The 12,210-nt window shown below is 56.0% G+C and carries 13 protein-coding genes; 7 read left to right on the top strand and 6 right to left on the bottom strand.

The window, feature by feature from the left end; translation table 11 throughout:
* The first annotated feature begins 148 nt into the window (after positions 1-148).
* Entirely contained in the window at positions 149-274 is a 126-nt protein-coding gene (locus VB780_RS08800; protein ID WP_323350763.1) for a hypothetical protein, read from the top strand.
* 277 nt (positions 275-551) lie between these two features.
* Here VB780_RS08800 and VB780_RS08805 read toward each other — a convergent pair whose 3' ends face one another.
* The 3 genes from VB780_RS08805 to VB780_RS08815 all read right to left on the bottom strand — a co-directional run bounded on the left by VB780_RS08805 (position 552) and on the right by VB780_RS08815 (position 2,637).
* A complete protein-coding gene (locus VB780_RS08805; protein WP_323350764.1) occupies positions 552-881 on the bottom strand; it encodes an HNH endonuclease signature motif containing protein in 330 nt (109 codons plus the stop codon).
* Positions 881-1,063, bottom strand: a complete 183-nt coding sequence (locus tag VB780_RS08810) for a hypothetical protein (protein ID WP_323350765.1) — start codon at positions 1,061-1,063, stop codon at positions 881-883. Before VB780_RS08810 ends, VB780_RS08805 begins: the two co-directional genes overlap by 1 nt.
* Positions 1,064-1,206: 143 nt before the next feature.
* On the bottom strand, positions 1,207-2,637 hold the full coding sequence (locus VB780_RS08815) for an FAD-binding domain-containing protein (RefSeq protein ID WP_323350766.1): 1,431 nt from the start codon (positions 2,635-2,637) through the stop codon (positions 1,207-1,209).
* 121 nt (positions 2,638-2,758) lie between these two features.
* Between VB780_RS08815 and VB780_RS08820 the strand changes: the two genes are divergently transcribed.
* The 3 genes from VB780_RS08820 to VB780_RS08830 all read left to right on the top strand — a co-directional run bounded on the left by VB780_RS08820 (position 2,759) and on the right by VB780_RS08830 (position 4,008).
* Positions 2,759-2,923: a hypothetical protein gene (locus VB780_RS08820; protein ID WP_323350767.1), complete on the top strand. Its 165-nt coding sequence runs from the start codon at positions 2,759-2,761 to the stop codon at positions 2,921-2,923.
* Positions 2,924-3,180: 257 nt separating this feature from the next.
* On the top strand, positions 3,181-3,366 hold the full coding sequence (locus VB780_RS08825; RefSeq protein ID WP_323350768.1) for a DUF4278 domain-containing protein: 186 nt from the start codon (positions 3,181-3,183) through the stop codon (positions 3,364-3,366).
* Positions 3,367-3,708: 342 nt separating this feature from the next.
* Entirely contained in the window at positions 3,709-4,008 is a 300-nt protein-coding gene (locus tag VB780_RS08830) for a ferredoxin (protein ID WP_193968448.1), read from the top strand.
* Positions 4,009-4,135: 127 nt separating this feature from the next.
* On the opposite strand, the gene VB780_RS08835 is transcribed toward VB780_RS08830, so the two are convergent.
* Positions 4,136-4,645 (bottom strand): inorganic diphosphatase, encoded by a 510-nt coding sequence (locus tag VB780_RS08835; protein WP_323350769.1) that lies wholly within the window; start codon positions 4,643-4,645, stop codon positions 4,136-4,138.
* A gap of 791 nt (positions 4,646-5,436) precedes the next feature.
* Positions 5,437-5,841 (bottom strand): resolvase, encoded by a 405-nt coding sequence (locus VB780_RS08840; RefSeq protein WP_323350770.1) that lies wholly within the window; start codon positions 5,839-5,841, stop codon positions 5,437-5,439.
* A 139-nt stretch (positions 5,842-5,980) separates the two neighbouring features.
* Here VB780_RS08840 and VB780_RS08845 point away from each other — a divergent pair, with 139 nt between their 5' ends.
* The 3 genes from VB780_RS08845 to VB780_RS08855 all read left to right on the top strand — a co-directional run bounded on the left by VB780_RS08845 (position 5,981) and on the right by VB780_RS08855 (position 11,513).
* Positions 5,981-7,939, top strand: a complete 1,959-nt coding sequence (locus VB780_RS08845) for an FAD-dependent oxidoreductase (protein ID WP_323350771.1) — start codon at positions 5,981-5,983, stop codon at positions 7,937-7,939.
* A 131-nt stretch (positions 7,940-8,070) separates the two neighbouring features.
* Positions 8,071-10,146, top strand: coding sequence for a hypothetical protein (locus tag VB780_RS08850; RefSeq protein WP_323350772.1), 2,076 nt, complete (start codon positions 8,071-8,073; stop codon positions 10,144-10,146).
* A gap of 674 nt (positions 10,147-10,820) precedes the next feature.
* Positions 10,821-11,513: a manganese catalase family protein gene (locus tag VB780_RS08855; RefSeq protein WP_323350773.1), complete on the top strand. Its 693-nt coding sequence runs from the start codon at positions 10,821-10,823 to the stop codon at positions 11,511-11,513.
* A 205-nt stretch (positions 11,514-11,718) separates the two neighbouring features.
* On the opposite strand, the gene VB780_RS08860 is transcribed toward VB780_RS08855, so the two are convergent.
* Positions 11,719-12,015 carry a WGxxGxxG family protein gene (locus VB780_RS08860; RefSeq protein ID WP_323350774.1) on the bottom strand — a complete coding sequence of 99 codons (297 nt, stop codon included), beginning with the start codon at positions 12,013-12,015 and terminating at the stop codon, positions 11,719-11,721.
* Between the last annotated feature and the right edge of the window lie 195 nt (positions 12,016-12,210).

The raw sequence follows: 12,210 nt of genomic DNA on the forward strand, positions 1-12,210 counted from the left end.
GAAGTCTGCCAGCGTCTTAAGCGATTTCTCACGGTGTACACCTGGTCAGTGCGGCAGGTTATCCGCCACGTGCGCCAGGCCCCGAGGTCAAGAGCTCAAGCGCTATCGACCTCGGGGCCGTCGGCCCCATCTGCACGTGATTCTGGACATGACGACGCTGGAGAAACGAGGCAAGTTCAAAGCCTTTTCGGATCTCATCAGCGTGTTTCATGGCAAACGAGGCGTGCATCTGGTGGTGCTCTACCTGATCGTCGGGCGCTGGCGGGTGCCCTGAAGCTTTCGCGTTTACCGGGGTAAAGGTCAACCGTCTGCCGCCCAACTGGGGTTGAACCTGGTGCGGCAGCTGCCCAAGTGGCTGAAACGAGCGTTCAAAGTCAGAGTGCTAGCGGATACCGCCTTCGGTAGTGTGGACTTTCTCCAGGGCATTCGCAGGCTGAAGTTGCATGCCATTACTGGAGTGCGTTATGACCGCAAACTCAGCGATGAACGGCACCTCTTTGAGTTGCCCAAGCCGGGACAGCGGGTCCACCTCCAGGGGCTAAGTTGCCCCGTCACCATCGCCTGGTTCTACCTGAAACGCGACGGCGAGAAGAGGGGCTCCAAATAAAGTGGTCGACCCAATTTTGCTGGCGGGGATGAAACAGAGGCAGCATAGCTAGGGTTTCGCGATCGCGACCCACAATAAAGTTGTAGCGACGCTGGTTGCAGCGGCCACAGGCGAGCGCCAGGTTACCTAAACCGTCTGAACCGCCGAGGGAGCGGGGATAGATGTGGTCAATGGTGAAGCGCGCGGTGCTAATTTTTTCGGGAGAGTGGCAGTATTCACACAGACGGTTGGCCCACTGGCGCACCTGTTGTTTGAGCACTAACGAGATGGACATTACTGAGCTAGCAGCAGGGAGTTAAGGTAGGTAAATAGGCGATCAAGCTCACTGATAGAGTTAAGTTCGTCCGCCTCTTCGGCGGTGAGATCACCTAACTTATTTTTCTCCAGCAGATCTTCTAGCCGATCTTGAAGGGCATCGGTGAATTTAAAGAATCGTAAGTTATCGACGGTTTCCAAAACCGACTAGGGACTAACGACAACTTGAATCATAGGTGGGGAACGCAGGGAGATTCACTCGATCTGAGCTTTGCCTTTGTTCTATTTTATCCAGGGCAGAGGGTTTAAAGCCCGAGGGCAATGAAGCTGACTGAACCCTTTCCCTAGCCTTTTTGGGCTTTGTACTTGTCTTTGAACAGGGCCTGCTGAATTTTGTGATCGACAATGGGGGCCGGGTAGTCGCTGCGATCGCGCTCCCCAATCTTCCCCGTCACCAGCGGCCCCGCATCCACCGATCGCAGCTCGGGCACCCATTGGCGAATGTACTCGGCCTCGGCGTCAAACTTTTGGGCCTGACTGGCGGGGTTAAAGATGCGCAGCGGTTTAGGATCCATGCCGCTGGAGGCACTCCACTGCCAGCCGCCGTTGTTGGCCGACAGGTCGCCATCCACTAAATGCTGCATAAAGTACTTTTCGCCCCACTGCCAGTTGACGATCAGGTCTTTGGTGAGAAAGCTGGCCACAATCATGCGGCAGCGGTTGTGCATCCAGCCGATTTCGTTGAGCTGGCGCATGGCGGCATCGACAATCGGGTAGCCGGTGCGGCCCTCGCACCAGGCGGCAAAATGGTCTTCATTGTTGACCCAGGGAAAATTCTTTAGCGGCTCGCGGTAGGGGCCGTCGGCCAATTCTGGAAAGAAATACATCACGTGCTGGTAAAACTCGCGCCAGGCCAGCTCCTGCTGCCAGGTTTGAATGTTGTCGCGGGTTTCGTCGCTGCGGCTGCGCTTGTAGGTGGCATCGGCGGCGGCCCACACGGTGCGAATGCCCACGGCCCCAAACTTCAGCGCCGCGCTGAGCCGCGACGTGCCATCCACAAAGGGAAAGTTGCGCTGCTCGTCGTAGGTGGCAATGTCCCGGTCGCCGTCGCAAAATGCCTCCAGGCGCTCCAGGGCGGCCTGCTCCCCCGGCTCGATGGGGAACCCGTTCTCCCAAGCAAATCCCAGGTCCGCCGCGCTGGGCAGATCGATACAGCCCGCTTGCTGCGCCGCCTCGGTCTGCTTGGCACTGAGGGATTTTAGCCCCTCTGGCGCAGGCAGGGGCGCTGCCTTAGAGCGCTTCACCCAGTTGCGCCAGAAGGGGGTGTATACCGTGTAGGGATCCCCCGCCCCGGTGCGCACTTCCCCCGGTTCGTGGAGCAGCTGATCCCAAAAGGTGGTGCGAAATTCAACACCCGCCGCTTTGAGGGCATCGACCACCTCGGTATCCCGCTGGCGCGAGTAGGGCTCTACATCGCGGTTCCAGTACACTGCGTCGGCCTGGAGCGCCTTGGCCAGAGCCGAAATCTGTTTGCGGGGATCGCCCTGGAGAATTAACAGTTGGCCCCCTGCTTGGGCATAGCTGTTCTGCAATGCCTTTAAACAGCCGATCATGTAGGCGACCCGCGCCGGGGCCACGTCGTCGCCCTTGAGAATGCCGGGGTCGAGGCAGAATACGCCGATGACTTGGGGGGTGCGATCGCGCGCCGCCGCCAGCCCCACATTGTCCCCCAGGCGCAGATCGCGGCGGTGCCAAAACAACAGTAAATCGGCCATGGATGCAGCTCACCCCTGCTCATCAAACCGATTCAGTATAACGACATTAGCCTCTCGGGTTGGGCAGCTTTTATCATGGGGCAGCACCCGTTTGTCGGCGGCTTATTTTAAGGAGATCACCATGCTGCAAAACAAGCAAATCATCATGCGCACCTTTAACGGCTACCTCGACTTTGTCACCGAGAGCCAGCCAGCCCTGTCCCCCGACATGGCCTGCCAGGTGGCGGCTCTGCTCACCCAGGCCGAGTTTAACCTGCAGATGGCCGAAAACAGCCGCAAAGCGTAGGCCTGCAAAGAGCCGGGGTTGGAAGGCCCGAGGGTGCCGAGCCAGGCATCGGACTGCGCTAACGCCCTCGGCCCTTGACCCGGCTCCCTCAATAAATATTCATTGCAAATGTAGCCTCTGCCTACATGGATCAGACTTTGCGGATCTAAACTGTTAAGTAAGCTACAGTTTGCTCAGCATGTTTGCTCGTTATTTAGCAGAACCAGGCTGAGGGTAGCGCCGCTGCGTACCAATACCCTTAACGTGGAGTTTGTGTCATGAAATTGTCCTATCGCGGTGCCCAGTACGAGGCCCACCTGCCTACGGTGCAGAGCGACGGTGTAGAAACCATCGGCATCTATCGGGGTGCCCCCGCCACCCGTCGGCATTTTCCCCAACTAGGTGGCCATCACCATGAGGTTGAAATGACCTACCGGGGCGTTAAGTACACCCATTCGGTCTAGCTGGCCTCCATTGTTCAATCCGCTGCTGGGCAGCCTGAGTCGTCAGGCTGCCCTGTTTTTTTGGGGTCAATGATTAAAACAGCCATACGGGTTTGATGGGGCGATCGCCACTGTCTACCGTTTAGGATCCTGACGGATATAAGCAAACCAATCCATAACTAATCGGTTTGATTACGAATCCCGTTCAGCCAAGGGCGAAAAAGGCAAGACAGTCTTCAGGTTTTCCCGTAGTATCAAAGTTGTGTTAGGTCTGCTCAGAGCAAATCCTGGAAACGTTATCCGAAGGGTGTTCTGTAGCTTAAAGATCGATCTGCAATCTGTATTTGACGAGAGGATAGCACCATGGCAACCTTCAAGGTTACGCTGATTAACGAGGCTGAAGGGCTCAACCAAACCATCGACGTAGACGACGATACCTATATTCTTGACGCTGCTGAAGAGCAGGGTCTAGACCTGCCCTACTCCTGCCGGGCTGGGGCTTGCTCCACCTGTGCTGGCAAAATCACCGCTGGCACCGTTGATCAATCCGATCAGTCCTTCCTGGACGATGATCAGATCGGCGCTGGGTACGTGCTCACCTGTGTTGCCTACCCCACCTCCGACTGCACCATCATGACCCACCAAGAAGAAGAACTCTACTAAGTCTGGATGGTTTAGTCCCGCTCGGCGGGATTAGACCTTTCCACGAGTTTGCTTATCAAAGAGGGATGCTTCGCCGACGAAGCATCCCTCTTTTGTTTGGATGGTTATGGTGGGTAGAGACTAAGCGCTACTTGGCCGCCGCAATGCACTGCTCTACGAGGGCCGCGACCTTGTCAACGTTCTGCCAACCGAGAATCTCGGTCACCTTTTTCTCCAGATTTTTGTAGGAGCGGAAAAATTCGGCGATCTCGTCGAGGCGGTGGGGGGCCACGTCATCTAGCGATTTGACGTGGCTGTAGCGGGGGTCTTCGGCGGGCACGCAGAGGATTTTTTCGTCGCGATCGCCGCCGTCAATCATCTCCAGCATGCCGATGGGGCGCGATGCGATCACGCAGCCGGGAAAGGTGGGTTCATCCATCAGCACCATACCGTCGAGGGGGTCGCCATCGTCGGCCAGGGTATTGGGCACAAAGCCGTAGTCGTAGGGATATTTCACCGACGAAAACAGCACCCGGTCTAGAATAAACGCGTTCAGGTCTTTGTCAAACTCGTACTTGTTCTTGCTGCCGCCGGTAATCTCCACCAGCACATTAATCAGTCCAGGCTCGGGCTGAGCTGGAATACGGGATAGATCCACAACACTACTCCAATCAATAAAAAGCTGAGTTAACAGGGCAGCAGGAGGCTCAATGCCTGTGCTTAAAAGCTGTGCGCACCGCTAAAGGTGGCCACCAGACTCCTGCAAATGCCCTTACGACATAGTATTCTACGGGCCGGTGACCCATTTTCCGCATGGTTTAGCCCGCCGACCGCAAACAAATCAGCCGCCTCAAGCGGGGCGATTCCCCGTCGTGGACATTTCGTGAACGCCCAGACATTCCGTCCGGCTTGCCCCCTAGCGCCCCGTCGAAGCCGGTACCACGAAGGCTGGAGGTTGTTCTAGCTTTGCCGTCGCCGCTGAGAAATGGGCGACTACAAACAGGGGCAGAGTTAGGGTCAGTACCGCAATTAACACGCCCAACACACTAGATGAAGGACTAGGAGGTTCCCCCGCAGGGGTATCCGGTTGACTGGCAGAATCCATACAGTGAAATAATTGAAAGCAACAAGGGATACGTATCTGAGGTCGAGGCCAAGGCCCAGAAAGCCCAGATCATCCCAACTATCCAACCCCACACATCAACCCATTGGAGATAGACTCGGTTGAGCCCACCACCAGCGTGTACTCATCTTGGACGAGAGTATCGACGATCTTGAGGGGGAAAACGGTTCCATTGAAACCATATGCAAGGTTATAGCAATCAATCCATGACATTGCTTGCTCCAAAGGTTTGACCTTTGGCCCAATCAAGCCTACAGGTTTAAACCACCTTTGAATCTAACATTCCCGACGGCGTTGGAATATTACGGATATCCCTCTTCCCCGATCTACTCCCCCCGCTGCTCTAGCAGGTGCCGAATCGCCCGCAGCTCCTGAAGCATCTGCCGCATCAGGTCGTGGGTTACTGTCTCCTCGGGGGTCTGCACCTGAATGGTGGGGTGGAGGCCCAGCACCTCTTCGGCAAAGCGGCGCACTTCCTGGGGGCGAAACTCCAGGGGATCGTCTTTGTCGCGGCGCACTTCGGGGTTGAGCTTGGTTTGGTCGTAGGGGGGGTTGAGGGTGTCGGGGTCGGTGTTGGCGTAGCGGTAGACCGAGGCCCGCGATCGGTTGAGGTACTTTTGCACCGCCTCGACCGACAGCAGCGCCACGGCCTCGTCGGCCCCCGTCCATGGGTAGGAGGAAGAGACGGCACCGGCGGCGGGGTTGGAGACGAAGGGCAGATCGGGGGGCATAGGGCAGAAGGTAGCGAATCTGTGGCTACTGTATCAGGTTCACCTGGGTCTGGAGCGGCCTGTAACAGAGCATGCCAAAGGATGCTCTCTCTTTGGGAAGGTGTGCTAAAACCTTGGCAGCGTTAACCGAGATTTAGGTGTGAAGGGCGATCGCAGGCAGACTCAGCGGCGAAACTGGCGCACACAGTGGCGATATATACCGGGGCTGGCCGCCATCATGTTTGGGGTGGGGGCGATCGCCGGGCTCACGGCCTCTCGCTGGTCGCCCACCCCATCGCCCGGCGCAGGCGGCGACATTGCCCCGGCCCTGGGGCTGCGGGATGTGCCCCAGCCCATCGTATTTAACGGTCGCCCTCAGATCGATCCCCTGCCTAAATTTGAAGAAGTCTGGGAATGCCAGGTGGCCGTTATTGGCGGCTCCCTCGGCGGGGTGGCGGCTGCCGCCCACGCCATGGCCAGTGGTGCCACCACCTGCCTAATCGAAGTTGCCCCCTGGCTGGGGGGGCAGATTAGCTCCCAGGGGGTCTCTGCCCTCGATGAATCGCTGCGCATGCGCCAGGCCAACAATCTATCCCCCAGCTGGCTACGGTTTCGGCAGCTGATCAAGCAGCAGGTGGTTACTTTACCGGCCTGGAGCCCTGGCGGAACGTCGCGATCGGTGGCCGACATCAACAGCTGCTGGGTCGGCACCCTGTGCTTTTTGCCCCAGGCCGGGGCCAAGGCCGCCGAGCAGTTTTTGGCCGATACCAACCCCAGCGCCCCCGCCAGCCGCTGGGCCACCATGACGGCGTTTAAAGGAGCCGAGTTTGACGCCTCTGGGCGGCACATTACAGCGGTATATGGGGTGCGGCGCATTCCTAAAGATCCGGGCTATCGGCCCCAGGGGCGGCTATCGGCAGAGCTGGCCAACTGGTATAGCTGGTCGCCCACCGCCGAGTTTGACCGCGTGCCCGTCAAGCTCCAGCCGCCCCCCGGCCAGCGCATGATCGTGATCGACGCCACCGATACCGCCGAGCTGGTGGCCTGGGCCAAGGTGCCCTATCGCCTGGGGTCTGAGTCCCAGGCGACCACGGGGGAGCCCAACGCCGCCGCCTTCGACAACCCCGACTGTACCCAGGCCTTTACCTACCCCTTTGCCCTCGGCATCCATAACGACGGCGGCGACAGCCTGGCCGCCCTGGCGCGGCTGTCGCCCACCCACGGCATTCATGAACACCAGGCCTCGTTTGATTTAGAGGGGTTTCCGTTTTTTGCGGGCAAGAGCGTGTTTCACTACCGGCGCATCGTCAGCCAAACCCGGGGCAACCCCTACACCAGCGCCCCCGCCCCCGGCGACATCTCCATGATCAACTGGAACCGGGGCAACGACTGGAACTGGATGGATCCGCCCCTGATTCTCAAAGCCGCCGATCTAGAGGCCGTTGGTCAGCATCAAAACTGGATGGGGGGGCTGTCGGCATCGGCCCTTAAATTTGGCGAAGAGAACGCCCTTACCTTCGCCCGCTGGCTGATTGAAACCCAATCTGGCCCCAACTACCCGCTGGCCTACCTCTACGGAGCCGATAGCCCCATGGGCACGCTGTCGGGCCTCAGTATGGTGCCCTACTTTCGCGAAGGGCGGCGAATTGTTGGCCGCGCGGCCTATGGCCAAGACGAGTTTATGATTCGCGAAAACGATCTGCGCTACAACTTCGCTGGTCAGCGCGACTTCAGCCCCACGGCTGTAGGGCTGACCCACTATGCGATCGATATCCACGGCTGCCGCTACCGCAATTGGCAGCCTTCGGGCGAAGCCGTTACCGCACCTGCCCAGGAGCCCCACGTCAAGCCCGTGCAGATCCCGTTAGAGAGCCTAATTCCCCGGGGGGTCGATAACCTGCTGATTGGCGGTAAAACCCTGGCGGCCACCCACATTGCCAGCTCCTCGACTCGCATTCACTATGGCGAATGGCAGACCGGGGCGGCGGCGGGGGTAACCGCTGGCTGGCTGGTATCGGCCAGTGCCCCTGTCCATTACCCGCCCGACATTGTCCCCAATGGCGCTATAGGATCGCTTCAGGAAATGATGCGGCTACAGGGGCTAAAAACCCACTGGTAAAGGGAATACGCCCACCTGGGGGTGGCTTGATCCAGCCCCAATATAGGCTTGCTTTATTTCTCTTTACACACGCCAACCCATAATCCCTCACTATTTAAAGGCAGGTGTGCGTTTAAGGGATTTTAAATACCATGGCTACGTTTGCGATCGCTGGGTTTACCTTTGACGAGAGTGATTTAGTGACCGACGGCTCGATCGTCGATGGTGCTTCTAGAACGCTCTTATTTGGGTCTGGACTGCAATTTCCCGAGCTTTTAGACAATACAGTCGGCTCCCTAGTCGGCGGCAGCAGCGGGCAATCTATCACCCTAGGCAATCTTTTCAACCGCTCAACCCTAGAACTGACTTGGAATACTGGCCTTGGCCCCGTGAACCAGACGGGGGATGATCTTGTCGTGTATGAAAACGGGTTTGCCCGAGTGCCGGAAGACTACGCCGTCGCCGTGCGCAGTACAGCAACCGGCCAGTTCACCCCGTTTCGCTACGAGTTCTTTGACAGCTATGACGAAACTGCCGTCAATGGCCCCGCAGACGGCACGGGGCTGTTTGCGACGGCCTTTGATTTAAGCGACTTTGGCCTGGCGGATGGGGAAGCGATCGACGCTATTCAAATTATCAGTCTGCTGAAGGACGACACCGTCGATGGCGCGGATGGCCAGGGCTTGGTGACGTTGACTGAGCCAAAAGATTTGGGCCTGCTGGGCAACCTGTTAGATCGACCCCTGTCGCTGGGTAATTCTGATCCCGACATTACGCTGGTGGCCGCGTTGAGTGGGGGGGGACAGTCTTCCCAGCCGGTACAGCTGTTCGACGCTGACAACAACCTGGTGGGCGGTTTCAGCAGCATGCAGGCGGCGGTGGATGCCGCCGCCGATGGCTATACGCTGTTGGCAGCGGCGGGCACCTACAGCGAGGATGTCACCCTCAATAAAGGGTTGACCCTGGTTGGGGCCAACTTTGGCCTGGCTGGCAACGCCGCCGCTCGCGGCGCAGAATCAGTGCTTGAGGGTTCGTTCACCCTGGCCGATGACAATATTTCGATTCTGGGGTTTGAGTTCACCAACGACACCGCCGCCATTCAGGGGGGCAGCGATGGCAGCGTCAATTTCAGCAATGTTGCGATCGCATTCAACGACTTTGTGGGCTTGACCACCAACAACCAAACCTTTATTACCAACGGCTTTGGTACCGGCGGGGCACCCTCGGGCGGCGCTAACTGGTCGATTACGAGCAACTACTTTGACGGCATCACCGGCAACGATGCCTCGATCATGCGCATTGACAATGTGGATGGCCTGCGGATTGCCAATAACGTAGGCGTTCATGACGATGCCGGGGTCGTAGGTCGGCGGGGCATTCAGATTGACAATTCTCAAAATGTGGAAGTTTTGAACAACGTCGTTGAGCTGGGGATCACAGACTTTGCCGATGAACTGGCGGCCTTCACCGCCGCCCGCTACGCCCTTCAGCTCTCCCTAGACGATGACGGCTCGGCCAGCTCCACCGCGAATGTAACCATTGCCGACAACACCTTCTCTGGAGCCTACGACGGCATCGTCACCCTAGACGATCGCGATCTAACGGCGGTTGAGATCACCGACAATAGCGTTTCCAATGCGTTCTACGGCATTCGGTTGGCGGCTGCCGAGGGCACAACCGCCCAGGGCACGCAATCGGATATTGACATTAGCGGCAATAGTTTTGATGCGATCGCCGCCTCAGCGGTAGCGTTCGACCATCGAGAGCCGACCGAAGCCTTCTCAGACATTGTCGTGGCCAATAACACCTTTGGCAGCGAGTTTGCTGGCATTACCCATATCAGCGGCGACACTCGGAGCCTGGCCGGAACCAACAGCTTTGAAGGCTCCGATGGCGATGACATCCTGCTGGGCGGCACGGGCGATGATGCCCTATTCGGCTTTGGCGGCAGTGATTTGCTCGATGGCGGCGCGGGCAACAACACAGCCTTTGGCGGTGAGGGCGCAGACACCTTTGGCCTGTCTGACGGCCCGGGTATCACCACCGTGCTGGACTTTGACGCAGCGGTTGACAAGCTCACCAACGCCGCCTTTTTTGATGTCATTTTGGCCCAGGGGACAGGGGTAGAGGCGCGCAACACCTTTGTTTTGAACGCCACATCGTTTGATGCGATGGCAAAGCTGTTGCTGACCGATGCGGCTGATATTACCGCCGCGAACTTTGTCTAGGCTCAAAGTCGAAGGATTCATCGTCGGTTGGGTAAAACAATGCGAAACCCAAGGGCAGTCTGCTTCATTGGGTTTCGCCAACGCTCCAAAAATCTACCAATTTGGACCTGCTAGTACCGCTATGCGGAGTTCAAAATGCAAAATTAAAAGTGAAAAATCCTTAGGGTACAGGTATTTCAAGCATTCTAAACAGTAGGGTCATTTCTGCCGCAGTGTATTAGAGCAGTAGCCGGGGCGATCGCTGGTAGTTCGAACAATGCCCCGCCTCCGGCGCTCGGGGTACTTTTTGTCCTGAGCGACCGACTACCGTCGATTTGAGTAGTGCATAATTACCACCTCTACATTTAGACTCCCGACTTCTCCCTACATATATAGAGGAGGCTTTGTTTGTCCCGCCTTAAGGTGTGATCAAGCGCAGTAATTAAAGGCAAATCAGCGGCTTAGCCAAACTTTAACGGCAGCGTTAAAGTCTCAGGCATCACCATTAGAAAACAGAATTTTGCTTAGACCCTGGCCGACCTTGGCTAGCCCTGTAGCCAAATTGTCTTGCTCTAATCTAATGGGATTCGGCCTTAGATTGCCTTTTTTGAATAAATCAAGAACTCAGCAGAAATGCTTATTTCTTACACTGAGCTTACTCTCGTAGTCGCTAGAAAAGATCACCAAAGGAACTTATGTTTTTTCACAAGAAAGATCCTGTCCATACTGTTCAAGTCAATGAGTCTAACCCTGTATTTGCCCAACTGCTGCTAGAGCAGTTTGGTGGTGCTACCGGCGAACTTTCGGCGGCACTGCAATACTGGGTGCAATCTTTCCACATTGAAGATCCTAGCATCAAAGACATGCTCCAGGATATTGCTGTTGAAGAATTTGGCCACCTAGAAATGGTGGGCAAATTGATTGAAATCCACACCAAAAACACCGACCAAACCGAAGCCTACAACAGCACGCTATTTGCCGTGCGCGGTATGGGGCCTCACTTCCTCGATAGCCAGGGCAACAACTGGACGGCTAGCTACCTCAACGAAGGTGGAGATGTTGTTAGAGACCTGCGGGCCAACATTGCCGCCGAGGCTGGCGCTCGCCAGACCTACGAATCCCTGATTAAGCTTGCTACTGACGAGGGCACTAAAAAAACTCTCACCCACTTACTGACTCGGGAAATTTCTCACACCAAAATGTTCATGAACGCCTTAGACGCTATGGGCAAGTTGACCGACCCGATGTTTGGCAACATTCAGCCCGATGAAACGGTAGATTTGTACTACAACTTCTCTACTGATGACAGCGGCAAAGACGAGCGTGGTCCCTGGAACTCTGAGCCTGATTTCAAGTACATTGCGGATCCAGCTGCATCTTTGAAATAAAGCTGAATAGATTTACCTTAGGGATGTTCACATCTTAACCAGGTAAATCTATTCTAGATAACCTACAAATAACCTCCACTACTTGGCCAAGTAGTGGAGGTTATTTGCGTAATTAAATATAGCTGTAATTACAGAAAAACAGAAGGAACCATCAGCTGATGACCCCTTCTGTTTTATTAAGCATCAGAGCACGATGCTCCTTGCTTTAGTAGCGAGGGTTGTTAGTGGAAGTTGCAGTTGTGCGATCGGCGTAGCTGGTGCTGGTGTCGTGATTGCGATCGCGACCTTTCAACCCTGCTAGACCAATTAGGCCAAGAAGACCTAACCAACCCCAGTCAAATCCGTCGTCGCCATAGTCATCGTTGGTGGTGGTGACGGTGTTACCAGGAGTAATTGGATCGGTGTTAGTTTGAGCAGACGCGGGCAGAGTAGAAGGCAGAACAGCGAGGCTTAGAGCAAGCGCACCAGTACCTAGCCAAGTGGCCAAAGTTTTGTTTTTCATGGGAAAATGTCAAGAAACAGCTTTTGTTAAAATGAAGTAACGCTAACTTGGAATCAACATAAAATATTGATTCCAAGCTAAGCTTCCTATACTATTAGGATAGTTTTTCTCCTTTAGTCTGTCATTCGCCATTGGATGGAGATTATTTCTATTTACTCTGGCTCAAAAGGTAGTAATTCGATGATTTTAAGCTCT

It is taken from the genome of Leptolyngbya sp. CCNP1308 (genome assembly GCF_034932455.1).
In the GTDB taxonomy this organism is placed as follows: domain Bacteria; phylum Cyanobacteriota; class Cyanobacteriia; order Phormidesmidales; family Phormidesmidaceae; genus Nodosilinea.

Excerpts from the sequence above, each read along its gene's own strand:
- VB780_RS08840 (WP_323350770.1), bottom strand. The coding sequence starts at position 5,841 with ATGCCCCCCGATCTGCCCTTCGTCTCCAACCCCGCCGCCGGTGCCGTC.
- VB780_RS08820 (WP_323350767.1), top strand. The coding sequence starts at position 2,759 with ATGCTGCAAAACAAGCAAATCATCATGCGCACCTTTAACGGCTACCTC.
- VB780_RS08825 (WP_323350768.1), top strand. The coding sequence starts at position 3,181 with ATGAAATTGTCCTATCGCGGTGCCCAGTACGAGGCCCACCTGCCTACG.
- VB780_RS08800 (WP_323350763.1), top strand. The coding sequence starts at position 149 with ATGACGACGCTGGAGAAACGAGGCAAGTTCAAAGCCTTTTCGGATCTC.
- VB780_RS08850 (WP_323350772.1), top strand. The coding sequence starts at position 8,071 with ATGGCTACGTTTGCGATCGCTGGGTTTACCTTTGACGAGAGTGATTTA.
- VB780_RS08860 (WP_323350774.1), bottom strand. The coding sequence starts at position 12,015 with ATGAAAAACAAAACTTTGGCCACTTGGCTAGGTACTGGTGCGCTTGCT.
- VB780_RS08805 (WP_323350764.1), bottom strand. The coding sequence starts at position 881 with ATGTCCATCTCGTTAGTGCTCAAACAACAGGTGCGCCAGTGGGCCAAC.
- VB780_RS08830 (WP_193968448.1), top strand. The coding sequence starts at position 3,709 with ATGGCAACCTTCAAGGTTACGCTGATTAACGAGGCTGAAGGGCTCAAC.
- VB780_RS08855 (WP_323350773.1), top strand. The coding sequence starts at position 10,821 with ATGTTTTTTCACAAGAAAGATCCTGTCCATACTGTTCAAGTCAATGAG.
- VB780_RS08815 (WP_323350766.1), bottom strand. The coding sequence starts at position 2,637 with ATGGCCGATTTACTGTTGTTTTGGCACCGCCGCGATCTGCGCCTGGGG.